At 59.2% G+C, this 24,258-nt stretch carries 26 protein-coding genes; 24 read left to right on the top strand and 2 right to left on the bottom strand.

Annotated elements, in window-relative coordinates:
- The first annotated feature begins 3 nt into the window (after positions 1 to 3).
- From H4Q31_RS02515 to H4Q31_RS02465, 11 genes are all read left to right on the top strand, one after another.
- Positions 4 to 366 (top strand): cyclic-phosphate processing receiver domain-containing protein, encoded by a 363-nt coding sequence (locus H4Q31_RS02515; protein WP_185177491.1) that lies wholly within the window; start codon positions 4 to 6, stop codon positions 364 to 366.
- Positions 363 to 743: a thioredoxin family protein gene (locus tag H4Q31_RS02510; RefSeq protein WP_221626706.1), complete on the top strand. Its 381-nt coding sequence runs from the start codon at positions 363 to 365 to the stop codon at positions 741 to 743. Before H4Q31_RS02515 ends, H4Q31_RS02510 begins: the two co-directional genes overlap by 4 nt.
- Entirely contained in the window at positions 740 to 1,510 is a 771-nt protein-coding gene (locus H4Q31_RS02505; RefSeq protein WP_185177490.1) for an ABC transporter ATP-binding protein, read from the top strand. The genes H4Q31_RS02510 and H4Q31_RS02505 overlap by 4 nt, the downstream gene beginning before the upstream one ends.
- A 4-nt stretch (positions 1,511 to 1,514) precedes the next feature.
- Positions 1,515 to 2,540, top strand: a complete 1,026-nt coding sequence (locus H4Q31_RS02500; RefSeq protein ID WP_185177489.1) for a 23S rRNA (cytidine(2498)-2'-O)-methyltransferase RlmM — start codon at positions 1,515 to 1,517, stop codon at positions 2,538 to 2,540.
- 166 nt (positions 2,541 to 2,706) lie between these two features.
- Entirely contained in the window at positions 2,707 to 4,458 is a 1,752-nt protein-coding gene (locus H4Q31_RS02495; RefSeq protein ID WP_185177488.1) for a serine/threonine protein kinase, read from the top strand.
- 207 nt (positions 4,459 to 4,665) lie between these two features.
- Positions 4,666 to 5,361, top strand: coding sequence for a response regulator transcription factor (locus H4Q31_RS02490; protein WP_185177487.1), 696 nt, complete (start codon positions 4,666 to 4,668; stop codon positions 5,359 to 5,361).
- Positions 5,358 to 6,719 (top strand): HAMP domain-containing sensor histidine kinase, encoded by a 1,362-nt coding sequence (locus H4Q31_RS02485; protein WP_185177486.1) that lies wholly within the window; start codon positions 5,358 to 5,360, stop codon positions 6,717 to 6,719. Before H4Q31_RS02490 ends, H4Q31_RS02485 begins: the two co-directional genes overlap by 4 nt.
- Before the next feature lie 33 nt (positions 6,720 to 6,752).
- Positions 6,753 to 7,613 (top strand): carbon-nitrogen hydrolase family protein, encoded by an 861-nt coding sequence (locus H4Q31_RS02480; RefSeq protein WP_185177485.1) that lies wholly within the window; start codon positions 6,753 to 6,755, stop codon positions 7,611 to 7,613.
- 31 nt (positions 7,614 to 7,644) lie between these two features.
- Entirely contained in the window at positions 7,645 to 8,316 is a 672-nt protein-coding gene (locus H4Q31_RS02475; protein ID WP_185177484.1) for a GNAT family N-acetyltransferase, read from the top strand.
- Between the two features lie 160 nt (positions 8,317 to 8,476).
- On the top strand, positions 8,477 to 9,154 hold the full coding sequence (locus tag H4Q31_RS02470) for a GNAT family N-acetyltransferase (RefSeq protein ID WP_185177504.1): 678 nt from the start codon (positions 8,477 to 8,479) through the stop codon (positions 9,152 to 9,154).
- Between the two features lie 25 nt (positions 9,155 to 9,179).
- A complete protein-coding gene (locus H4Q31_RS02465; protein WP_185177483.1) occupies positions 9,180 to 9,956 on the top strand; it encodes an MBL fold metallo-hydrolase in 777 nt (258 codons plus the stop codon).
- Between the two features lie 79 nt (positions 9,957 to 10,035).
- On the opposite strand, the gene H4Q31_RS02460 is transcribed toward H4Q31_RS02465, so the two are convergent.
- Positions 10,036 to 10,695: a thiamine diphosphokinase gene (locus H4Q31_RS02460; protein ID WP_185177482.1), complete on the bottom strand. Its 660-nt coding sequence runs from the start codon at positions 10,693 to 10,695 to the stop codon at positions 10,036 to 10,038.
- A gap of 209 nt (positions 10,696 to 10,904) precedes the next feature.
- Between H4Q31_RS02460 and H4Q31_RS02455 the strand changes: the two genes are divergently transcribed.
- Both H4Q31_RS02455 and H4Q31_RS02450 read left to right on the top strand, forming a co-directional pair.
- Entirely contained in the window at positions 10,905 to 11,525 is a 621-nt protein-coding gene (locus H4Q31_RS02455; RefSeq protein ID WP_245347341.1) for a trimeric intracellular cation channel family protein, read from the top strand.
- Between the two features lie 73 nt (positions 11,526 to 11,598).
- Positions 11,599 to 12,075 carry a low molecular weight protein-tyrosine-phosphatase gene (locus H4Q31_RS02450; protein WP_185177480.1) on the top strand — a complete coding sequence of 159 codons (477 nt, stop codon included), beginning with the start codon at positions 11,599 to 11,601 and terminating at the stop codon, positions 12,073 to 12,075.
- 111 nt (positions 12,076 to 12,186) lie between these two features.
- Here the strand turns inward: H4Q31_RS02450 and H4Q31_RS02445 are convergent, their stop codons facing one another.
- Positions 12,187 to 12,933 carry an alpha/beta hydrolase gene (locus tag H4Q31_RS02445; protein WP_185177479.1) on the bottom strand — a complete coding sequence of 249 codons (747 nt, stop codon included), beginning with the start codon at positions 12,931 to 12,933 and terminating at the stop codon, positions 12,187 to 12,189.
- Between the two features lie 376 nt (positions 12,934 to 13,309).
- Here H4Q31_RS02445 and pdhA point away from each other — a divergent pair, with 376 nt between their 5' ends.
- The 11 genes from pdhA (at position 13,310) to H4Q31_RS02390 (ending at position 24,241) form a co-directional block, all read left to right on the top strand.
- The gene (pdhA, locus tag H4Q31_RS02440) at positions 13,310 to 14,380 is read left to right on the top strand and encodes a pyruvate dehydrogenase (acetyl-transferring) E1 component subunit alpha (RefSeq protein ID WP_185177503.1); all 1,071 of its coding nucleotides are present in this window, start codon (positions 13,310 to 13,312) and stop codon (positions 14,378 to 14,380) included.
- 152 nt (positions 14,381 to 14,532) lie between these two features.
- Entirely contained in the window at positions 14,533 to 15,510 is a 978-nt protein-coding gene (locus tag H4Q31_RS02435) for an alpha-ketoacid dehydrogenase subunit beta (protein WP_185177478.1), read from the top strand.
- A gap of 19 nt (positions 15,511 to 15,529) precedes the next feature.
- Positions 15,530 to 16,864, top strand: a complete 1,335-nt coding sequence (locus H4Q31_RS02430; protein WP_185177477.1) for a dihydrolipoamide acetyltransferase family protein — start codon at positions 15,530 to 15,532, stop codon at positions 16,862 to 16,864.
- Positions 16,865 to 16,867: 3 nt separating this feature from the next.
- A complete protein-coding gene (lpdA, locus tag H4Q31_RS02425) occupies positions 16,868 to 18,289 on the top strand; it encodes a dihydrolipoyl dehydrogenase (RefSeq protein ID WP_185177476.1) in 1,422 nt (473 codons plus the stop codon).
- Positions 18,290 to 18,430: 141 nt separating this feature from the next.
- Positions 18,431 to 18,916 carry an acyl-CoA thioesterase gene (locus H4Q31_RS02420; RefSeq protein ID WP_185177502.1) on the top strand — a complete coding sequence of 162 codons (486 nt, stop codon included), beginning with the start codon at positions 18,431 to 18,433 and terminating at the stop codon, positions 18,914 to 18,916.
- A gap of 102 nt (positions 18,917 to 19,018) precedes the next feature.
- Entirely contained in the window at positions 19,019 to 19,813 is a 795-nt protein-coding gene (thyA, locus tag H4Q31_RS02415) for a thymidylate synthase (RefSeq protein ID WP_185177475.1), read from the top strand.
- A gap of 139 nt (positions 19,814 to 19,952) precedes the next feature.
- Positions 19,953 to 20,438, top strand: coding sequence for a dihydrofolate reductase (locus H4Q31_RS02410; protein WP_185177474.1), 486 nt, complete (start codon positions 19,953 to 19,955; stop codon positions 20,436 to 20,438).
- 129 nt (positions 20,439 to 20,567) lie between these two features.
- Entirely contained in the window at positions 20,568 to 22,058 is a 1,491-nt protein-coding gene (locus H4Q31_RS02405) for a glutamate synthase subunit beta (RefSeq protein WP_185177473.1), read from the top strand.
- A gap of 223 nt (positions 22,059 to 22,281) precedes the next feature.
- Positions 22,282 to 22,599, top strand: a complete 318-nt coding sequence (locus tag H4Q31_RS02400) for a hypothetical protein (protein ID WP_185177472.1) — start codon at positions 22,282 to 22,284, stop codon at positions 22,597 to 22,599.
- Positions 22,587 to 22,850: a GNAT family N-acetyltransferase gene (locus H4Q31_RS02395; RefSeq protein ID WP_185177471.1), complete on the top strand. Its 264-nt coding sequence runs from the start codon at positions 22,587 to 22,589 to the stop codon at positions 22,848 to 22,850. The genes H4Q31_RS02400 and H4Q31_RS02395 overlap by 13 nt, the downstream gene beginning before the upstream one ends.
- A gap of 170 nt (positions 22,851 to 23,020) precedes the next feature.
- The gene (locus H4Q31_RS02390; protein ID WP_185177470.1) at positions 23,021 to 24,241 is read left to right on the top strand and encodes a glucosaminidase domain-containing protein; all 1,221 of its coding nucleotides are present in this window, start codon (positions 23,021 to 23,023) and stop codon (positions 24,239 to 24,241) included.
- The last annotated feature ends 17 nt before the right edge of the window (positions 24,242 to 24,258 follow it).

Here is a 24,258-nt window from a genome sequence, read left to right as displayed (position 1 = left end):
GCCGTGATTAATGTATTCTTGGACGACGTCCGCCGCTGTCCGGAAGGTTTCGTGGCTGCGCGATCGGCAGAGGAATGTCTGCTCCTGCTGGCGGAATGCGAAGTGAATGTGCTGTCGCTTGACTTCGAGCTCGGGATCGGCCTGCCGAACGGCTTGTCTGTCGTCCACGGCATGATAGCGGCGGCGCGTTATCCGAAGCAGGTGTTCGTTCATTCCTCGAGCTTGATGGGCAGAGCCCAGATGGTGCGCGCGCTTCTCGAGGCGTCGCCGGCCGGCGTCATCGTGCATGACGGGCCGATGACCGAGGATATTCTGCGGGAAGCGGCAGATGCCGCAGCCGCCGCGAAGGAAGCCAAAGGCCGATGAGAGAGCGGGAACCCGGCAATTGGGAGAAGGCGTTATTCGCTGGAGACGAAGTCCGAGAAGCCGGCGCGGCTGAAGTCAGCGGCGTGCCCGATCTCATTCTCATCCATACCCCGCTATGCGGCACCTGCGCGGTTGCCCGCAAGATGCTGGCGGTCGTGGAGGCGATGATGCCGGAGCTCACGATAGACGCCGCCAATTTGAACTTCATGCCAGGACTCGCAGAGGCGTTCCGGATCGAGAGCGTGCCGTGCCTGCTCATTAGGGAGACGGACGGCTCGTGGAGCAAAATATATAAGTTCGGCTCGGTAGTCGAGCTGGCCGCTCGCATTCGGCAAGCCGGACATGGGAGAATAACCGGGGAGGAGCGCAATTCATGATTAAGCTGGACCATCTGACGCTTCGCCGCGGGGAGAGAGACATTCTGCGCGGCGTCGATCTGCAAGTGAACGAAGGAGAGCATTGGGTGCTGCTCGGCCGCAACGGCTGCGGCAAGACGACAGTGCTGGAGATGATCAACGGGTATCTGTTCCCGACAAGCGGCAAGGTCACGGTGCTTGGCAACCTGTACGGCACCGTTGATCTGCGCGAAGTTCGCAAGAGCATCGGCTATATCGGCCCGTCGCTCATCGAGAAATTCACGCTGCGCGATCCCGTATGGGAGATCGTCGTCGGCGGCGCGAACGGGTATCTGCGGATCTATCAAGAAGTAGAGCCGGAGATTCGCGAACGCGCGCAGCAGGAGCTGGCCCGCGTCGGCTTCGCGCATATGGCGGAGCAGCCGTTCGGCACGCTGTCGCAGGGGGAACGGAAGAAGGTGCTGCTCGCCCGAACGATGATGGCCGATCCGCAGCTGCTCATATTGGACGAGCCTTGCGCAGGCCTTGACCTGTACGAGCGCGAGCGGTTCCTGGATGCGCTCGCCGGACTTGCGAAGCCGGGCATGTCCATGCTCTATGTCACGCATCATATCGAAGAGATCATCCCCGTATTCACGCATGTGGCGTTAATGGCGGAAGGACGCATCGTCGCGGCCGGCCCGAAGCGGGAAGTGTTGACACCCGAGCTGCTGCGGTCGGCATACGACGTCCCTGTCACGGTCGATTGGCAGAACGATCGCCCCTGGATTCAGGTAGGAAAGGAATAACGCAATGACGGATTATATCGCAACATCCAATCCCGGCTTCGCCCCTTATGCGATGGAAGAGCTGAGAAGGCGCATCCCCGGCGCGAAGCTGTCGGGATTGGCGCCCGGCGAGACGTTCCGGCTGTCGGTCGGCGGTCTGCCGAACGAGGAGCTGATCGCTTCGCTGCGCAAGGAGGAGCCGATCTTCCTGCGGCACTTGTTCCCGATCGGCAGCGAGACGGACATCAGCTCGGACCCTGAGGCAACGGCAGCCGCCATGGAGAGCTTCGTTCGGACGCTCGCAGACCAGATCGCAGGTCGCAAGATCGCTATCCAGGTGCGCAAGTCGCAGGACAGCCCGTTCCCGTTCTCGTCGGCGGAAGGGCGCGACGCTGTCGCGCCTGTCGTGCGGGAGCTTGGCGGCGACCCGGTCGCGAAGGACGCGCACTGGATTCTATCGGTCTACGCGGCCAAGAAGTCGCTGTATATCGGCCTGTCCGAACCTAAGGCCAATCTGTCGGACTGGCCGGGCGGAGCTGTCCGGTTCCGACGCGAGGAAGGGCTCATCTCGCGCGCCGCCTTCAAGCTTCTCGAAGCTGAGCGCGCGTTCAACCTGCCGCTGGACGGCTTCGTGAACGCGCTCGACTTAGGCGCTGCGCCGGGCGGCTGGTCGTCCGTGCTGCTCGAGCGCGGCGTCAAGGTGACGGCCGTCGATCCGGCGGAGATGCACCCGTCGCTTGAAGGACATCCGCGTCTGCGGCATCTGCGCAACAACGCCGCCGAGCTGTCGTTCGCGCCCGGTTCGTTCGACTTGCTCGTCTGCGACATGAGCTGGGATCCGCACCATACGTGCCGGATCGTATCCGAGCTCGCCCCTGCACTGACGGCAGGCGGCAAAGGAATCATCACGCTGAAGCTAATGTACAAGAAGCCGCTCCAGACGATCGCCGATTTGACGGAGGAGTACAGCGAAGCTTTCGACGTGCTGAAGGTCAAACAGTTGTTCCATAACCGCGAAGAGGTTACACTATTGGTAAGACGCAAGCCATAGAACGGAAGCGGGAAAGCATCCCGCGCCGGAAGCGAGTCGACGTTAACCGTCGACGATCGCCTCCAGCGCGGGATTTTTTTTTTGGGCTGTTGCGCGACACCCTCAAACCGAATATGGGCTGCGAATCATTATAGGGAGCCGTCCCGACGATGGAGCGTGAGGAGATTTGGCGGGGTTAGACGAGAAGAACAATAATGTCGGAAGAGACGAACGATTCGATTGGGCAGAACGAGGAGAACGGCCGGAACGAGGAGTACGGTTAGAACGAGGAGTACGGTCAGAACGAGGAGAACAGTCAGAACGAGCCGAGACGGCTGACGTGTACCGCTCGGAGCCCGGCAGCTTGCTGGCGAATCGGTACCGGCTGCTCGGCCCGATCGGGCAAGGCGGGATGGGCAGCGTCCATCTCGCCGAAGACGTCCGCTTAGGCGGCAAGCTGCGCGCGGTCAAGCTGACGAAGCCGCTCCCGGAGGACCGGGACGCCTTCATCGCGGAAGCGCGCTTGCTCGGCCGGCTGCAGCATCCGCATCTGCCTCAGATCGTCGATTACTTCCCGCCGGACCGCGAAGGCACGGCGTGCATCGTCATGGATTATATTGCCGGAGAGACGGTCGGCTCCAGGTGGATGCAGCTTGGCTGCGCCATGCCGTTCGCCATGTGGCTGCGCTATATGCTTCAGCTGTGCGATGCATTGAGATACTTGCATGCGCAGGAGCCGCCAGTCGTGTTCCGAGACCTGAAGCCCGGCAACGTGTTGATTGATCCGAAGGATCGCGCCATCCTCGTAGACTTTGGCATCGCGCGGCTGTACCGTCCGGACGCGCTGGCAGATACGATGAAGCTGGGAACGCCGGGGTTCGCCGCGCCAGAGCAGCTGCGAGGCGAGCAATCGGATGCGAGGACGGATCTGTACGGCCTTGGCGCGCTCGCATACTTCCTCTTGAGCGGCGGCGAATTCGCTTACCGGAGGAGCGGGGGCTTGACGAAGCTCGGGAAGGACGTGCCGCCGCTGTTCGCGGAGCTGCTGGAGCGGCTGCTGTCCGAACGTCCGGATGGCCGTCCCGCCGGAGCCGCCGAGCTGTACGAGGAGCTATGTGCGTTCGCAGCGCGGCATCCATCGGAGGCGCGGATCGAGATCGAAGCCGATAGGGGACTGGATGAGGCGAGCCAGCCAGGCGGTGCTCGAACGATCAAGCGGACGTCGTCGAACCGCCCGGAGGTGATCGCCTTCCTCTCCGCCTATCCGGGCGCCGGCGCCAGCTTCATCGCGAGCTTAATCTCCGGGCGTCTCGGACAACTGGAAGCGCCGCATGCGCTGGTAGAGTGCCCAGGCGGAGATGGGGAGCTCTATTATGCCATGGACGGCGAGAATGAGATGCCGAGCCGAGCCGTGTTCGCCGATCCGGCTGGCGAACGTCCCGCGACGCCGGCCTGGCGCCGGGGCTCGGCGTCCATCTATCCGCTCGACCCGAACGCGGCCGGGTTAAGGGCGCCGGAGCGAGCGTTCGCCGATTGGCTTCGGCGGCTGGGGCCGCGCATCGTGCTGCTTGATGTGTCGAGCCGCTGGGAGACGCCGGGCGTCGCGGAGTGGGTCGCGCAGAACGCTGATCGCATCTATATTGCGGCGGACTGCCTGCCAACGAAGTGGAGCGCCCGCCGGCAGCGCGCCGCGGCGCGAATGCAGGAAGAAGCGCGTATCCGCACGATCCCGTTCGGCTGGATCGCGAACCGGGATCACGAATTTGCGCACCGCGCCGATTGGCTGGCTTCCTTCCCGCGCAAGCCGCTGCTCGGGATTCCGCTCATGCCCGCCGCGGCTGTCGTTCGTGCGGTATGGCAGGGCGATCATTACCCGTCGGACGATCGGCTGTCCGCACGGCTTGACCGCTTCATTCAAGCGGAGTGGGTAAGGGCCTGACTTCTTCTCCGCAGCACCGCTGGAAGGCGATTCAAGGAGGACGTCGATGGTTGTGGACAGCCATGGTACAATAGGGATGTTGAGATGGAGTTGAATCAACGAGACATATAGCGTTCCAAGTCTGCTGCAGACCCATAAGGTTGGCTTAATCCTTCGGCTGCGGCCGAAGATAAGGAACGATGGAGTCATAGAGAGGTGCTAATCTAAATGAGTGAGAAGATATTAATCATTGAAGACGAGGACGGCATTGCGCGCATTCTCCAGCTCGAGCTCGAGCATGAAGGCTATGAAGTTGGCCGCGCCAAGGACGGCCGCACAGGGCTCGAGATGGCGATGGAAGGCGGCTGGGATCTGCTGCTGCTGGACGTCATGCTGCCAGAGCTGAACGGCATCGAGGTGCTGCGCCGGATTCGGCAGAGCGACAATACGGTGCCGATCATCCTTCTTACCGCACGGGATACGGTACCGGACAAGGTGAGCGGGTTCGAGCACGGTGCGAATGACTACGTCACGAAGCCGTTCGCCATGGAAGAGCTGCTCGCGCGGGTGCGGAACATTCTGCGGATCTTCAAATCCTCCCGCGAAGGGGAGACGGAAGACGTGCTGCGTATCGGCGACTTGACGATCGAACTCCTCACGCGCAAGGTGTTCCGCAAAGACCACGCGATCGATCTGACGCCGCGCGAGTTCGAGCTGCTGCTGTATCTGGCCCGGAACAAGAACGAAGAGAAGACGCGGGACGAGATTCTGTCCGACGTCTGGGGCTATGAATACATCGGCGACACGAACGTCGTCGACGTGTACATTCGGTATTTAAGACAGAAGATGGACAAAGGCTACCGGCATAAGCTTCTGCATACGGTTAGAGGCGTCGGTTATATGGTGAAGGAGCCTGACGCATGACGCTTCGTTCCAGATACACGCTATTCACGGTATTTTGGCTTATCCTGATTCTCTTGCTCTATAATATCTTCGTCTACTTCCTGGTCATTCGAGTGACGACTCGCAGCGAGATGCAGCTGCTCGCCAGCAAGACGGATCTCGTCGTCGAGTCGCTTCACAAGAATCAGATGACGAACTTGACCGATCCGAAGCTGCTATCCGATCTGTACAACGCCAATGAGATCATTCGCGTCGTGGCGAAGGATTCCGAAGTGATCAATTCGGTCGGTTATGACAAGGAACTCATGTCGATCACTCCCGTCGTCAGCAATGTGACCCGTTCCGATACGGTGAGCATTAGCCGCCAGCGGGTGCTGATCTACTCGGAGCCGATCTACCAGAACAATGTGCTGATCGGCGTCGTGGAAGGCGTCAGGCGGCTCACGGTGCTGGACAGCTACTTGCAGATCTTGATCGGAGCGCTGAGCGTGACGAGTGTCGGCGCTGTTGTTTTCGCGATTTTCGGAACGTACTGGTTCACTTCCCGCTTGACCGGACCGATCAGCCAGATGGTGCAGACGATGCGCGAGATCGACCGGAGCGGCGTGCTTCATAAAGTGAAGATGGGCAACGAAGAGTCGGTGGAGCTGGCGCAGCTCATTCGCGCGTTTAATCAGATGATCGATCGGATCGATCGGAACATCGAGCGGCAGAAGCAGTTCGTCGCCGACGCGTCGCATGAGCTGAAGACGCCGCTGACGGTTATCGGCAGCTATGCCGATATGCTCAAGCGTTGGGGGCGGGACAACGAAGCGGTGCGCGACGAAGCGGTCGAGGCGATCGCACAAGAGACGGAGCGGCTGAAGCGAATGACCCGTTCCATGCTCATGCTCGCGGAAGCGGAACAGGACGACTGGCTGCATAAGAGCCGGTTCGATGTCGCGCAAGTCGTGCAGGAGCTCGCATCGGTGCTCGGCACGACGTTCCAGCGTGAGATTCGGGTTCATCATCCGAGCGGCTCCGCGGTCATGGTGGGCGACAAGGACAAGATTCGCCAATTGTTGCAGATCTTGATCGACAATGCGATCAAGTACAGCAAGGAACCGATCGACGTACGGGTTCGGTTCGTCCGCAGCATGGTGAAGATTGAAGTGACTGATTACGGCATCGGGATCCCCGAGAGCGAGATCCCGTACTTGTTCGAACGCTTCTACCGCGTGGACGAAGCCCGCCATCGTTCGACGGGAGGCAGCGGATTGGGGCTGTCGATCGCCAAGAAGATCGTTGATCTTCATGAAGGAACGGTCGAAGTGTTCAGCAAGCAGGGCAATGGAACGACCATTGTATTGCAATTCCCGCGCCAGTTGAACTCATTCTAGTGCAGGCGCGTTGTTGACGGAGGAGAGATATAGATGTCGAAAATAAGAGTATCCGCAGTCCAATTTGAGCTCAAGGACGCGAACAGCTTCGAGGATTTCCGCGATCAAGTCGTTCACTATGTTCGGAACGCTTCCGAGTATGGCGCGAAGTTCGTGCTGTTCCCCGAATTCGTGACGACGCCGCTGCTCGCGATCGGCGACGCGACCGGCCGAGGTCATCCTGTCGGCAAGCTGGTCGATTATACAGACGCCTACAAGGAGCTGTTCGGCGGTCTCGCTCGCGAATACGGCATGTACATTATCGGCGGTACGCATGTGACCCGCTCAGGCGGCAAGCTGCGCAACACGGCCTTCTTGTTCGCGCCGGACGGGCGCATCTTCACGCAGGACAAGCTTCACATTACGCCGACGGAGCGCGAGGAATGGAACGTCGAGCCGGGCGAGGGAGTCGCCGTGTTCGAGACGGAATACGGCACGATCGGCCTGCTGACCTGCTACGACATCGAGTTCCCGGAGATCGTCCGCATGGTCCGCGCGCTCGGCGCGGACGTCATCTTCTGCCCGTCATGCACGGACGATCGGCACGGTTTCTACCGCGTCCGCTATTGCTGCCACGCGCGCGCCGTGGAGAACCAGGTGTACATCGTGACGACCGGCACGGTCGGCTCGCTTCGCGGCGTTGACTTCATGCGGGCGAACTACGGCCAAGCGGCTGTCATTACGCCGAACGACATTCCGTTTCCTCCACGCGGAGTGCTGGCCGAGGGAGAGATTAACGCAGACATGCTCATCACGGCTGATCTGGACCTGTCTCTGCTGGAGGACGTCCGGAAGGCCGGTTCCGTAACGACGTGGCGCGACCGCCGGACCGATCTGTACACCGATTGGGATTAACCGCCGCGGATTCATTGAAGGAGATATGCCAATGTTCAAAAGCTGGATCGCAACGGATGGCGAGCGCATGGCGCCAGCGGTCATCCGCAACTATACGCTCGCCGATATAGACGGGCTGATCGAAGTGCAGAAGGCTTGCTTCCCGCCGCCGTATCCGCCGGAGCTGTGGTGGAACGACGAGCAGATCCGCGAGCACGTCACCCGCTTCCCGGAAGGCGCGCTATGCGTGGAGATGGAGGGGCGGATCGTCGGCTCGATGACGGGCATGCGGCGGTCGCTTGGCCATGCGGAGAAGCATGATTGGGCTTCCGTCACAGACGAAGGCTACATCCGCAATCACGAGCCGGACGGCGATACGCTGTACGTCGTCGATATCGGCGTCATGCCGGCGTACCGGCGGTTCGGCCTCGGCAGGTGGCTCATGCAATCCATGTATGAGACGGTCGTTCATCTCGGCTGCCGCAGGCTGCTCGGAGCCGGCCGCATGCCCGGTTACCATCTCGTTGCGGGCCGCATATCGCCGGAGGCTTACTTGGAAGAAGTGGCACGAGGCGAACGCAAGGACCCGGTGCTGACGTTCCTGCTGAAGAATGGGCGCACGCCCGTCGGCGTCGTCCGCGATTACTTGGATGACGAGGAATCGTGCAACAACGCGGCGATTATGGAATGGCGCAATCCGTTCCTATCCGGCCCGCAAGGGTAACGAAGCGGCTGATCGACCGGCGAATCCGGCTTGTCGATTCGGCGGCTTTTTTGTTTTTTTTGTGATCAGATTCGATTGCTCTTCACCGCAGGGCTATATTAAAGTTAAGAGTGTTGAGTTGACCATAATGGAGATGCGAGGAGCTGGAGGAAGAGACATGTTGGAATATCGGAAAATCTCGTCCGTGGACGATCCTTATTTTGCGAAGATGCATCAGTTGATGGGGGAAGTGTTCCCGCCGGAGGAAGTGCTGTCCTTCGAGCTGTGGAGGGAGCCGCTTCAGGATCCGACCATTCAAGTGTATGTCGCCGTACTGGACGGTGAGGTCGTTGGCGCGACGGAATATCGGTATCGTTCGGAGCTTCGCGTGGCGATGACGGACTTCACGATCATCGGGCGTTCCGGGCTCGGCATCGGCCGATATCTGCTGACGGAGCGCGAGAAGCACCTTCGGCAGCTGGAGGAGGAATCCGGAACCAAGTCGCTCGGGATGTTCGCGGAGATATACGATCCGGCGGCGGATGAGACCTCGTCTTTGTCGTTCGGCTCCGTCGCTCCGATGCATCCGGCTGTTCGCCGCGAGGTGCTCTCTCATCTGGGCTTCAAGAAGCTGGACCTCGAATACGTGCATCCTTCCTGGGACCATGAGGGCAAAGCGGTGCGCGGCCTTGACTTCTGCTTCCGGCCGGCCGATGAGTCGCAGGATTCGCTCCCGTCGGAGCTGCCCGCCAAGTTCCTGCGCTGGTACTACTCGGCGCTGCCGAATAAGCCCCGGGAATGGGACGAGATGATGGGGCGGCTCGAATCGGCCGACCGCGTCGCGCTTCTGCCGATTTAATAGCGAGGAGTGTGCGGCTTAAACGATGAGGATCACATTTCTAGGCAACGGGGATTCATTGGGGACTCCTCGCGTTTATTGCGATTGCGAAGTATGCTCGGAGGCGCGCACGACCGGCATGAACGTTCGGCTGCGGCCATCCGTCTGGCTCGAGGAAGAAGGGGAGCAGCCGCTGCTCATCGATTGCGGCCCGGATTGGCGCAGGCAGATGGAGCGGCTTGGCGTGCGCCAGGTGAAGCAAGGGCTGCTGACGCATGCCCATTATGATCATATCGGCGGTCTCGTCGAGTGGGCGGACGCTTGCCGGTGGCTCGATCTGACGGCTGAGCTGCGCGCTCCTGCCGAGGTGATTCCGGAGGTGCTGGCGCGATACCCTTGGGTCGGACGCAGGCTGAAGCTGTCCGCTTGCGATGAGGGCTTGCGGTACGGCGGCTGGCAAGTATGGCCTTGGCGCGTGAACCACGGCAAGAACGGGTATGCGTACGCCTATCGATTCGAGAAGCAAGACGGCAGCGGCAAGGCTTGGGCGTATTGCCCGGATTCGTTCGACTTGTCCGAAGCCGAGAAGCGTCCGCTGCAGGGATTGACGCTGCTCGTGCTGGGCACGAGCTTCTACGACGAGCCGTATCCGCGCGAGACGCGATCGCTGTACGATGTTCGCGAAGGCTTGCAGCTCGTCGAGGAAGCAGGGGCGAAGGCGGCGGTGTTCACGCATCAGTCGCACGACATCGATCTTCGCCGAGACTATGGACTTCCTTCAAGCGTGCGCTTCGCGAGGGAAGGGATGACCGTGGAGGTATAGCAGCAGGTATATCCCCATACCTCAGTTATTCCGCCTGGATGGTTGATACGCTGCCGGGCTTTGCCCCGGGCGCGCTCCGTCAATCTCGGCTGCGGATAAGGAGCAGACGCCCTTCGCCAAGCTCGACGATGCCTTCGGTTCCGGCGAGCTTGTTGCTGACGCCAAGCGTCATGCCCATGCGGAGCGTCGCATCGTTCAGCGGGTAGACGAAGCCGCTGAGCGTAATCCCGGCTGCTTCTCCCGCAATAGGGAGCAGGGACACGTGTTCGAAGCGCGGATCGGCATCCAGCCGGCACTCGCCGGGGCCGGTCAGCAGGCGGATCTCGTTGTGTTCGCCGACCAGGACGGCTGAACAGCCCTCATCCGCTGCCAGGCAGAGCAAATACACGTTAGCCAGCGTGTGATCGAATCGGCTGCCCAAGCCGCCGACGATGACGACATCGCGCCAGCCGCGGGCGAGAGCTTCACGCAGCGCAAGCTCGCTGTCCGTCCAATCCTTGTCGACGGCATCGAAAGCCAGCATCTCGCCGGCATGCTGACGTACATAGGCAAGCTGTTGGGGGTCGATAGAGTCGAAATCGCCGACTGCCAGATGGAGAGGAAGACCGGATTCGGCTAAATAAAGTGCGCCGCGGTCAGCGCCTATTATATAATCGTTCGGTTGAATGAGAGCTGCCGCCCACTCGCCAAGCTCGCCGCCTGCGAAGATAATGGCGCGCCGTAGTGCTGCTGAAGTCATGGCGTCGATACCTCCTTTGTGACGATGAGTGCATTTGTTTAACCTAATTAAATATTAAGCGCGATTCGATTCGTCCTTATTCGACGAACGGGCTTGTGCTAATCTTAGTATAACGCGAGTATCGAATGGCCGCGAATACATTATGGATTCGGATCGATTCGTGCGTTCGCCAAAATGGAATCATTCGTCGAAATTCGGAGGCGGAGTCGTTGGATTGGGACGTGTTTCAATTATTCAGCCTGATCGGTACGATCGCGTTCGCGGCTAGCGGCGCCATCGTAGCGATGGAAGAGGATTACGATATTCTCGGCGTAATCGTATTAGGATTGGTGACGGCGTTCGGAGGCGGCGTCGTGCGTAATCTGCTAATCGGCGCGCCGGTGGCGACGCTCTGGAACGAGAGCTTGTTCTTAAACACGGCGCTAGGATCGATCATCGTCATGTTCCTGCTGCCGATGAAGTGGATTCACCATTGGAAGCGGGCAGAGGCGTTCTTCGACGCGATCGGCTTAGCTGCGTTCGCTATTCAAGGGGCATTATATGCCGTCGAGGCGAACCTCCCGATCAATGCGGTGATGGTTGCGGCGATGCTGACGGGGATCGGCGGCGGGATGATTCGCGATATGATGGCAGGCCGCAAGCCGCTCGTGCTGCGCGACGAGATCTATGCGGTGTGGGCTCTCGCGGCCGGCTTCGCCATCGGGATGGTGAATGTCCGGAGCACGTGGGAGCTGCTCATTCTGTTTGGCATTATCGTGACGTTCCGAATGCTGTCTGTGCATTACAAATGGAAGCTGCCTCGCCGCGCTTTGCGCAAGCACAGGGGTTAACCACATCTGACCCCGGTTAACTAAGCGAGGTTCATTCATTGGCGCGAGAAGGAGAGTAAGGAGGATAAAGCAAATGACTTATCGTGTAGCGTTCGTCTGTCTCGGCAACATCTGCCGCTCGCCGATGGCTGAAGCGGTATTCCGCGACAAGGTTCGGGCAGAGGGCTTGGAGGATCGGATCGAGATCTCGTCGTCGGGCACAGGCGATTGGCACATTGGCAAACCGCCGCACGAAGGGACCCGCCAGCTGTTAGACCGCCATGGCATCTCCTATGACGGCATGAGAGCAAGCCAACTTCGGCGGCAGGACGGCGAGGAGTATGACCTGCTAGTCGCGATGGACAGCAGCAATGAACGCAACATCCGTTCCGTGATCGGTCCGAATGCGCCGGCTGAGGTCATTCGGTTCCTCTCGCTTGTGCCGGAGCTGGGACTGGAGGATGTACCGGACCCGTATTACACGGGCAACTTCGAGGAAGTGTATGAGATGGTGAATGTCGGCTGCGAGCGGCTCGTTCGCCGGATTGCGGAACGGATCGGCGAAGGCTGACATTCGGCCGAACGCTCGTACGCCGGAACGGCACGCGAATCCCGTCAACGAAGCAAAGCAAGCCGCCTCCGTCACCCGGAAGAATCCGGGGGCGAAGGCGGCTTGCTTATATTACATATGTGCTTCCGGACCGAGGAACGCGGCGAGCGCTTCGGTCAGCTCCGACTGCCAGAAGCCCCACTTGTGCTCCCCGTCCTTCTCGCGATAATCGAGGAACGCGCCGCGGCTCTCGAACATGCGGCGGGCGAGACGGTTCAGCTGCACGAAGTTGAACGTGCCGTGATCGGTCTCGTACGCGTTCTCCTGAAGGCCAACGGTCATCCAGACGGACAGCCAGGACAGATCTTCGGCGGTCTGGATCAACTGAACGGAGCCGTCATAATACGCACCCGACAGCGAGAGGATGCGGGTGAACAAATCCGGACGCGCGAGTGCGATCGACAGGCTGACAGCCGCGCCGAGCGAGTCTCCGGCAAGCAGCCGCTCATCGGGCGTTGTGCGGACGGCAACTGTACTTTCGACGAATGGCACCAGCTCCTCCGCGAAAAATCGCACATATCTCTCGTGCCGTTCCCCGCCAGGCGCGTATTCGGAGGTGCGGAGCTTCTTGTCGACATCGACGCCGACGATAATGAACGGCTCCCAGCCATCCTCGAGGATCAGCTTCTGCGCGAACGTCGCAATACGGCCGAAGTTGAAGAAATCTTCTCCATCTTGGCAGTAGACAACGGGGTAGCTCAGCACCTCTTGATAACCGGGCGGGAGGTAGAGGCGGATGCTGCGGCTTCCTTCGGGCAAATATCGGCTTGGCACAACATGTCGGACGATGGTTCTTCTGAAAATCGGTTGTTCGCTCATCGGGATCTTCCTTTCGTTAATGCGTGAGAGTATGCCGGAAGGGCGCCATGGGTACACCATATGGAAGGGCGGAGCTGCTAAATTTCGCTCTTCGGTTTGGCTTAACGATGTTCGAAAAAAACGTGAAATCGCTGTCATTTAGCGGCATTGCCAGCTGTAACCAGTTGATTTGTATTACACTGTATCTATAATACAGATGATCTGTACTATGAACAACAATGGATTAAAAATCATATAAAATCGGGGGAAATAGCCTTTTTACTTTGACCAAATGAGTTATACAGCGTTATAATAATGATATAACAGAAACTCCTCTTCCACAATTCCAGACGAGGTGAGCGATAAAATGAGTAAAAGTTCTTTGGACGCTCCGGCTATGCCGGGCCAAACCCTGCCGCACGTGGTGCACTCGGAAGATGTAACCCCGCTGCGGATTCTGTCTCCGGAAGGCGAAGTCATCAACGCAGATTTGATGCCTGACCTGACTGACGAGCAATTGAAGGAAGTTATGTACCGGATGGTCTTCACCCGCACTTGGGACGATCGTGCCGTCAACTTGGGCCGTCAAGGACGTCTGGGCTTCTACGCGCCGGTATCCGGCCAAGAAGGCACGATGGTCGGCAGCGAATACGCGCTGACGAAGGACGACTTCGTCTGCCCGGGCTACCGCGACATGCCGCAGATTGTATGGCACGGACTGCCGCTGTATCAAGCGTTCCTGTACTCCCGCGGCCATCAGCATGGCGGCCAGATTCCGGAAGGCGTTAACGTCCTGATGCCTCAAATTATTATCGGCGCACAGATTCTGCATGCAACGGGCATCGCTATGGGCTTCAAGCTCAAAGGCGAGAAGCGCGTCGCCATCACGTATACCGGCGACGGCGGCTCTTCGGAAGGCGACTTCTACGAAGGCTTGAACTATGCGGGAGCCTTTAAGCTGCCGGCAATCTACTTCGTACAGAACAACGGCTACGCCATTACGACGCCTTATGCGAAGCAGACGGGCGCGCAATCGATCGCCCACAAGGCGCTGGCAGCCGGCATTCGCGGCGTTCAAGTCGACGGCATGGACGTGCTGGCCGTTATCGCGGCTGTCCGCGAAGCGGCCGAGATCGCCCGGAACGGCGGCGGCGCGACGCTGATCGAAGGCTTGACATACCGTTTCCGTCCGCACTCGATGTCCGACGACGCGACCAAGTACCGGACGAAGGACGAGGAAGCGGAATGGGGCCTGAAGGACCCGATCATCCGCTTCGGCAAATACCTCGAGTCGAAGGGCCTGTGGTCGGAAGAGGACACAGCGCGCGTTCGCGAAGAGGCCAAAGCCGCGGTCAACGAGCACATCAAGAAAGCCGAGCAGACGGAGAAAATGACCATCCACGGCCTAATCGACAGCATGTACGAGAACACGCCGCAGCACCTCGAAGAACAAAAAGCCGATTTCTGATTTAAAAGGCCTGTTAGAGGCGCCAAGAGCAGTATTGTTCTGGAGAAGCGAAGCGTTCGGAAGAATAATACTGCTCCTCTTGCGCCGTTGCTCGGACCTGGCTTTAAATCGAAACGTTCGGCTCAGAAAACATAGATGGGAGAGTTAGCAACATGGCACAAATGAATATGATTGAGGCCATTAAAGACGCAATGCGGGTCGAGCTTAAGCGCGATCCGAGCGTAGTCATCTTCGGCGAAGACGTCGGCCACGTCGGCGGCGTGTTCCGGGCGACGGAAGGCCTGCAAGCCGAATTTGGCGAGAATCGCGTTTTCGATACGCCGCTCGCGGAATCCGCGATCGGCGGCATGGCGGTCGGTCTTGGAATCCAAGGGTTCCGTCCGGTCGCGGAGATTCAATTCGTCGGCTTCATCTTCGAAGCTCTCGACCAAATGTTCGTACAAGCTGCGCGCATGCGTTACCGCTCCGGCGGCCGCTACAATGCGCCGATCGTCTTCCGCACGCCGTTCGGCGGCGGCGTCAAGGCAGCTGAGCTGCACACGGATGCGCTGGAAGGCCTCGCTATGCAGACGCCAGGCTTGAAGGTCATCGTGCCTTCGAATCCTTACGATGCGAAGGGGCTTCTGATCTCCGCGATCCGCGACAACGATCCGGTCTTCTTCATGGAGCACTTGAACCTATACCGGGCGTTCCGCGACGAAGTGCCGGAAGGCGAATACACCGTTCCGATCGGCAAAGCAAAGGTCGTTCGCGAAGGTACGGACGTCACCATTATCGCATACGGCCTTATGGTTCATACCGCGCTCAAAGCGGCTGACGAGCTGGAGAAGAACGGCGTCAAAGCCGAGGTCATCGACCTGCGTACGCTGATGCCGCTCGATATCGATACCATCGTCGCGTCCATCCAGAAGACGAACCGCGCGATTGTCGTTCAAGAAGCGCAGAAATCCGCCGGCGCCGCCGCGGAGATCATCGCCCAAATCAACGAGAAGGCGATCCTGCACTTGGAAGCGCCCGTACTGCGCTGCGCTCCTCCTGACACGGTGTATCCGTTCGCCCAGATCGAGGATCAATGGCTTCCGACGCCTGCTCGCATCGTGAAGAAAGTCAATGAAGTGCTGCAGTTCTAATTAGACAGGGGGATTCGACGTGGCTCGATTCGAATATCGCTTCCCGGAGCTCGGCGAAGGCTTGCATGAAGGCGAGATCGTCAAGATGCACATCGCGCCGGGCCAAACGGTAACGGACGAAGATATCATCATGGAAGTACAGAACGACAAGGCAATCGTAGAAGTGCCTTGTCCGGTTAACGGCAAGATCCTTGAAGTGTTCGGCAAGGACGGCCAAGTCATGCATGTCGGCGAAGTCGTCGCGGTCATCGAGGCCGAAGGCGAGCTGCCGGATTCGATTCACGCCTCCGACGCTCCCGCACAGGACGACGCCGCAACGGGCGGCGCCGATACCAAAGGCCAGCCTGCGCAAGCGCCTGCCGCTGAAGCGGCTCCTGCGGCGGCCGCACCGGCTCCGGCAGCAGCTGCGCCTGCAGCCGACAAAGCGCTCGTGCTCGCCACGCCAAGCGTGCGCAAGCTCGCTCGCGAGAAGGGCGTCGCCATCGCCTCCGTGCCAGGCTCCGGCAAGAACGGCCGCATCACCCGCGACGATGTGCTCGCGTTCGCCGGCGGCGGTGCTCCTGCCGCGGCTGCGACTGCCGCCGAAGCTGCCGCCGCACCAAGCGCAGCCGGACAAGCGGCTTCCGCTGCCCGCGCCGTACAGGCCGGCCCTGGAGTCGAAGAACGTGTGCCGTTCAAGGGCATCCGCAAGGCGATCTCGAACGCAATGGTCAAATCGGCTTACACAGCGCCGCACGTCACGCTGATGGACGAAGTCGACGTATCCGCGCTCGTCGCGCTGCGCAGCCGTTCGAAGCCGATCGCCGAGAAGAAGGGCGTCAAGCTGACGTACCTGCCGTTCATCGTGAAGGCACTCGTCGCCGCTTGCCGCGAGTTCCCGGGCATGAACGCGATGATCGACGAAGCGGCTAACGAGATCGTGTACAAGAAGTACTACAATATCGGCATCGCAACCGATACGGACAACGGCCTCATCGTGCCGGTTATCTTCGATGCAGACCGCAAGAATATTTGGTCCATCTCGAACGAGATTCGCGATCTGGCCGCTCGCGGCCGCGAAGGCAAGCTCGGCGCGAACGAGCTGAAGGGCAGCACGATCACGATCACGAATATCGGTTCCGCCGGCGGCATGTTCTTCACGCCGATCATCAACTTCCCGGAAGTCGCCATCCTTGGAACCGGCCGCATCTCGGAGAAGCCGGTCATCAAGAACGGCGAGATCGTGCCGGCGCACGTCATGGCGCTGTCGCTTAGCTTCGACCACCGTATTATCGATGGCGCTACAGCCCAGAACTTCTTGAACTATATCAAGCAGCTGCTCGCCGATCCCGAGTTGCTCGTCATGGAGGTATAAGACATGGTCGTAGGAGACGCTTCTCTCGATATCGATTTGCTCGTCATTGGTGCCGGTCCGGGCGGATATGTCGCGGCCATCCGCGCCGCTCAGCTCGGCCAGAAGGTCATTATCGCGGACAAAGCCCATTTCGGCGGCGTCTGCCTGAACATCGGCTGTATCCCGTCCAAGGCGCTCATTAACGCCGCTCACCATTACGAAGAGATGCAGCATGCCGACAAGTACGGCTTGTCCGCCGGCCAAGTTGGCGTCGACTTCGGCAAGGTGCAGGATTACAAAGGCTCTGTAGTCAACCGCATGACCAGCGGCGTCGAGATGCTGCTGAAGGCGAACAAGGTCGAGATGTTCCGCGGCGAAGTGATGTTCATCAACGAGACGGAAGCCCGCTTGTTCAACGACCAGGAAGCGCCTCGTTACCGCTTCAAGAACTGCATCATCGCGACGGGATCCCGTCCGATCGAGCTGAAGGCGTTCCCGTTTGGCGGACGCATTCTGTCCTCGACCGAAGCGCTGTCGCTGCCGGAAGTGCCGAAGAGCATGGTCGTCATCGGCGGCGGCTACATCGGCGCCGAGCTCGGCCAGATGTATGCGAAGTTCGGCACGCAGCTCACGATCCTCGAAGGCGCGGACACGATTCTGCCGGGCTTCGACAAGGACATGAGCAACCTCGTCGTGAAGAAGCTGAAGAAGAACAACGTCGAGATCGTGACCGGCGCTCTGGCCAAGAGCGCCGAGCAAACCGACAAAGACGTTACGGTGACGTACGAAGTGAACGGCGAGACGAAGTCCGTCACCGCCGATTATCTGCTCGTAACCGTCGGCCGCCGTCCGAACACCGACGGCGAGCTGGGCCTCGACCTGATCGGCATGAAGCTGACAGACCGCGGCTTGATTGAAGTTGATGACCAATGCCGTACCAGCATTCCGCATATCTATGCGATCGGGGACATCGTTCCTGGACCGGCGCTGGCGCACAAAGCTTCTTACGAAGCCAAAGTGGCTGCCGAAGCGATCGCAGGATTGCCATCTAAGGTTGACTACAAGTGCATCCCGGCCGTCGCGTTCACCGATCCGGAATGCGCATCCGTCGGCTATACCGAGAAGGAAGCCAAGGAGAAGGGCTACAACGTCAAGTCCAGCAAGTTCCCGTTCGGCGGCAACGGCCGCGCGGTAACGCTTGACGGCGCAGACGGCTTCATGAAGATCATCTCCGAAGCCGATACAGGCCTCGTGCTCGGCGCGCAGATCGCCGGCGTAGAAGCTTCGACGATGATCGCCGAGCTGGGACTCGCCATCGAGATGGGCGCGACGATCGAAGACATCGCGCTGACGATCCACGCGCACCCGACACTGGGCGAGATTACGATGGATACGGCGGAACTCGCGATGGGCCACCCGATCCACACCGTTGCTCCGAAGAAGTAATCATGAATGCCGATAGCGAATGACACATTGGCTGCTTCGAAGACGGGACTCGAGATCCGAGATCCGTTTGCGAAGCAGCTTTCTTTTGCTACAATTGAATTATTCGATTCTCCACGAACAGAAGAGAGCAGGGTGAATCTCATGGAAGCCAAGCCGATCGGCCAGTCGCGTTCGATCCAGACGCTGCTCGTATTCCCCGCCGATACGAATTACCATGGCACGATGTTCGGCGGCAAGCTGATGCAGTATATCGATGAGATCTGCGTCATCGCCGCGATGAGACACAGCAACAGCCGAGTCGTGACGGCTTCGACGGACAGCCTCGATTTCATGACGCCTATCCGAATGAACGAAGCGGTCGAACTGGAGGCGTTCGTGACGTGGACTCACCGAACGTCCATGGAGGTCTACTGCGTCGTGCGTTCCGAGAATCTGCTCACGGGGGAACGACGGCCGACAGTGACGGCTTTCTGCACGTTCGTCGCCGTGAACGAAGAGGGCAAGCCGACGGAGGTGCCTCCGGTCTATCCGGAGACGGAGGAGGAGCGCAAGCTGTTCGAGAGCGCTCCCGAACGCCATGTTCAACGGAAGCTGCGCAGGCAGCAACGGTATACGGAGCCGAGTTGATCGGCGGCAGCCATCGTCGACAGATTGAACCTTCTAGTGATAGAATGGATAGCAGTAACGATAGACTCAATCAACTACCTGTCGGAAAAGGTGGGTTCGCATTTGCGCAATTATTTGGACTTGCTGCAAGATATTCTCGATAACGGCGTCCGCAAGGACGACCGCACCGGAACCGGCACGATCAGCGTATTCGGCCGCCAACTGCGATTCGACCTGTCGAAGGGCTTCCCGCTCGTCACGACGAAGCGCGTGCATCTGAAGTCAGTCGTTCACGAGCTGCTCTGGTTCCTGAAGGGCGACACGAACACCCGATACTTACGCGATAACGGCGTGACGATCTGGGACGAGTGGGCGGATGAGAACGGCAATCTCGGTCCGGTATACGGCTCTCAATGGCGCGCATGGGAGACGGCGGATGGAAGGACAATCGATCAGATCGCCCAAGTCGTCGAGTCGATCAAGCGCAATCCCGACTCGCGCCGGCATATCGTCAGCGCCTGGAACGTGGCGGAGATCGACCGGATGAAGCTCCCGCCATGCCACTTCGTCTTCCAATTCTATGTTGCAGGCGGCAAGCTGAGCTGCATGCTAACGATGCGGTCGGTCGATACGTTCCTCGGGCTGCCGTTCAACATCGCTTCCTACGCGCTGCTGACGCATATGATGGCGCAGCAATGCGGCCTTACGCCTGGCGAATTCATCTGGTCGGGCGGAGACGTGCATATCTACAGCAATCACCTAGAGCAGGTGAAGCTGCAACTGACCCGAGAGCCTTATCCGCTGCCGCAGCTGGTGATCAAGCGGAAGCCGGACAGCATTTTCGACTATGCGTATGAAGACTTCGAATTCCAGAACTATCAGCATCATCCCGGCATCAAGGCACCGGTTGCAATATAAAATAGTTCAGAGGCGTCCTTGTGGGCGCCTTTTGTATTCGATCTCCGAACAATACCGCCGAATTGTTGCCGATTGTTCGGTAGTCACCGATGGACCCTTATGGTATGATGGAATTACTACAAAAGGCAGGGTGCAGATCATGTCGATAACTCTCATAGCGGCAGTTGCCGACAACGGTGCGATCGGGCTAGACAATCGGCTGCTGTGGCGTCTGCCTGCAGATATGGCTTACTTCAAAGCGCAAACGATCGGCAAGACCGTCGTGATCGGACGCAAGACGTTCGAGTCGTTCCCGAGACCGCTGCCGGATCGGCTGAATGTGATCGTCTCTCGGACGATGGAGGAAGCACCGGAAGGATGCCGACTCGTGCGTTCGCTTGCCGAAGCGCTTGAAGAGTATGGTTCAGGCGATCTAATGATCGCCGGCGGAGCGGATATCTACCGGCAGGCGCTGCCGAAGGCGGATCGGCTGCTGATCACCGAGGTCCACCGCAGCTATGAAGGCGACACATTCTTCCCCGAGATGGATCCTGCCGAGTGGGTACTCATCTCCCGGACGCCCGGCGTTCAGGATGAGAAGAATACGATACCGTTTGATTTCTGTGTATACGAACGCAGACGCTAATTGCGCAAATCATGCAAATAATTGAGTAGATAATCCATGTGTACAGCACAGTTTGTCTGGTAGGATGATCTATCAATAATGTATGTTTGTATAAATATGCAAGGACACCGATAGATGGAGGAATAGAAGATGTCGACGCCTACGGGATTTATGGAATATCAACGCGAGCTGCCCAGCGATCGCGATCCGCTCGAACGCATCAAGGATTGGAACGAGTTCCACCGTATGTTCTCCGAAGATCAACTCCGCACGCAAGGCGCTCGCTGCATGGATTGCGGCACGCCGTATTGCCATACGGGCATCGAGCTCGGCGGCAGCGTATCAGGCTGTCCGGTTAACAATCTGATTCCGGAATGGAACAATCTCATCTATCGCGGGCTTTGGAAGGAAGCTTATGAGCGTCTGGCCAAGACGAACAACTTCCCCGAATTCACGGGCCGCGTCTGCCCGGCGCCTTGCGAAGGCTCCTGCACCGTCGGCCTGATCGGCGATCCGGTGACGATTAAGACGATCGAGCAAGCGATCATCGACCGCGCCTTCGAGGAAGGCTGGGTCGTTCCGCAGCCGCCGAAGACGCGCACAGGCAAGAAGGTCGCCGTCGTCGGCTCCGGTCCTGCGGGACTAGCTGCCGCAGCGCAGCTGAACAAAGCGGGACATACGGTTACCGTCTATGAACGCGCCGACCGTCTAGGCGGCTTGCTGACGTACGGCATCCCGACGATGAAGCTTGAGAAGGACATCGTGCAGCGCCGCATCGATCTGCTGGCTGAGGAAGGCATCAAGTTCGTGACGAATACGGAGATCGGCAAGGACATTTCCTCGCAGCAGTTGAAGGACGAATTCGACGCTGTCGTCCTGTGCGGCGGCGCGACGAAGGCACGCGGTATTGGCGATGTGGAAGGCGCGAACCTGAAGGGCATTTATCCTGCGATGGATTTCTTGAACTCGACGATTAAGAGTTATCTGGACAATGGCTTGCAGGAAGGCACTTATCTGTCAGCGCAAGGCAAGCATGTCATCGTCATCGGCGGCGGCGACACCGGCACCGACTGCGTCGCAACGGCGCTGCGCCACGGCTGCACGAGCGTATCGCAATTCGGCACGCACCCGAAGGCGCCGCTCACGCGCGACCAGATCAACAATCCGTGGCCGGAGTATCCGAATGTGTACACGCTCGATTATGCGCACGAAGAGGCGAAGGCGCTGTACGGGGAAGATCCTCGCGCGTTCTCCGTCCTGACGAAGAAGTTCGTCGGCGACGAGAACGGCAACGTGAAGGAGCTGCACACGGTGCAGATCCGCCGCTACGTCGACGAGCAAGGCCGCAAGATCTACGAAGAGATCCCGGGTACGGAGAAAGTGTGGAAGGCCGACATTGTCCTCGTCGCCGTCGGCTTCGAAGGGCCTGAGCGCACGATTATCGACCAGCTGGGTCTCGAGACGGATCGCCGCACGAATGTCAAAGCCGCTTACGGCAAGTATAAGACGAGCGTCGACAAGGTGTTCGCAGCCGGCGATATGCGCCGCGGCCAGAGCCTTATCGTCTGGGCGATCAACGAAGGACGCGAAGCGGCCCGCGAGGTTGACAAGTATCTGATGGGTTCGACGATGCTTCCGTAAGCAGGGAGCGAATGGAAGATGTTTAGATGAGCGCAAAGGCTGTTCCCGGATCAGGCGTAGACCGCCGCCGGGAGCGGCCTTTCGTTGCGAGAAGAGCGTGCGTGGGAGAGTGTGGAGAGCTCACGATAATACTATTAGCGTGAACAAAGCGAGGGCAATTGTGTGCGCAAGAGTATGTACGTAGAGAAGTACGATGTGCGCACAAGCAGAGAGGATGAGGGTTATGATCAAGTACGGAGATGATCAATTTACCGAATTGAAGTTCGTCTCATTCGAGCCGCGTGTGGAGCGGCGCAACGAGCATTGGGTCGACGTCTACTTAAAGTTCGAGACGGACCCGGCGCCGCCGGCGCCGACCGATCTGATCGAGCTGACCGCGCTGGTCGTCTGCACGCCTGCCGGCGCGCCGATTGAGATCGAGCCGCTGGACGAGGGCTGCGACTGCGAATACCAGTTCACCTTCTCGGAGAAGGAGCAGATTAAGGCGTACATCGGCAGTGACCGGATGCAGCAGTCAATCTCTTCGCTGTGCTGCGATTAGAGCATGCGCCTGACAAGCCCGTGCTGAAGCCGCGGTTCACCACCGTCTACATCGCCGATCTTGGCGTTGACGAGAATCGGCGCGGACAAGGGCTGGGCTCCCAGCCGCTGCAACATATCGTAGAATTGGCGAAGCAGCGGGGAGCCGACGACGTGGAACTGCAATCGTCGGAATTCAATGAAGGTGCGATTCGCCTCTACGAGAAGTTCGGCTTCCGAACGAAGACACGCAAGATGGAGCTGCTGCTCTAAACGCACAGTAGATGAACGACAAGCAATGTCTGGAACTGCCTGCAATCAACGGCGTTTGACATGAAGCGAGTATGCGCCGTTAGTCGCTTCCCCCAAATCTTTCCTCTGTGATACACTGATGAGAGTGTTCTTGCCACGGGGAATGGAATTTGGGAGGCAGGGAGTGTCGTATGGAGAACGCCGTGTTGCTGACGCCGACTGACGTTAATGTTATTCGCAGGTATGTCCATACGAAGTACGCGCCTCTGCCAGGCAGCCGTAAGGCTGAGATCGTAGCGGAAGCAGTCCGATCCGCGTTGGAGCGCCGCCTGCCTGAGTTGCCGGCTGCAGTTAAGACGCGAATGACGAACGAGCTCATTCGCCGCTGTCTGGTTACGGAGCAGCGCGAAGTGATCGCGGAGGATGTCCTGACGGTCTATGAATCCGAGCAATGGCCGGAAGAGATCGATTCGGAGCCGCTGGCGCGATGGATCGAAGAGAAGACGCTCGGCAGGTGGACCCGTCAGCAAGTTGAATCACGGATCCGTCGAAGCAGGAGAACGGAAGTGTCAGTCGCCGAGAGCGCAGAACAACGCGAAGCGGCTGAAGTAGCGTCCATATCGGCGGCGGTAGATGGCGCGACAGAGATTCTTGCGACGGAGTTGGTCCAATCGAATGCCGGATCGGAGCCGATGGCTTCGGCATCAACCTCGGCCTTGACCTTAACCTTAACCTCTGTCTTTGCGTCGCCAACCGGTGACACTATCGCCATAGACGCAGACGCGATCTCCGAGCCAGCACGGCCGCCAAGCGGCTGGAGACGTCACGCCGCTTGGCTGGCGCTTGTCCTCTCGCTTGGCGCCGGCGCGGCCATCGGCCTCGCGACAGACGATCGTGCACCCAGCGCGGACCTTGATTCCGGCACGGCAATTCAGGAGGTCGTGACAGGCGAAGAAGAGCAGAAGCCGGATATCGGAATGCCGAAGGAGCTCCGTTACACCGACATTGACGAAGAAGCTGTGAAGGCTTACATGCGCAGCCGCGATTCTATACTGGTGGACGAGCCTTACTTTAGCGCAATTGTCGATAGCGCACACAAGTATGACATCAATCCGCTGCTAATGTTCGCGATCACGGGCCAAGAGCAAGGGTTCGTGCCGCGATCCGGCAAGAACGCTAAGCAGATCGCGAATAATCCGTTTAACGTGTTCCACAGCTGGCAGGAGTACAACACGGACATCGCCGACTCGTCGGCTGTTGCGGCCAAGCTGATCGCGAAGCTCGGCGCTTCACGGCCCGAAGGGGAGGAGCCGTTCACTTGGCTGAACCGCATTTACGCCGAGGACCCGGCTTGGTCGGACGGCGTCAGGCAGCTTTTCGACAAGCTTGCAAATTTGCCTTCTGGACAATGATGACATCAGGAGAGGCG

It is taken from the genome of Cohnella lubricantis (genome assembly GCF_014212015.1).
GTDB classification, from domain to species: Bacteria; Bacillota; Bacilli; order Paenibacillales; family Paenibacillaceae; genus Cohnella; species Cohnella lubricantis.
The sequence above is the reverse complement of the archived record's forward strand: the minus strand, read 5'-3'. Positions and strand labels throughout refer to the sequence as shown.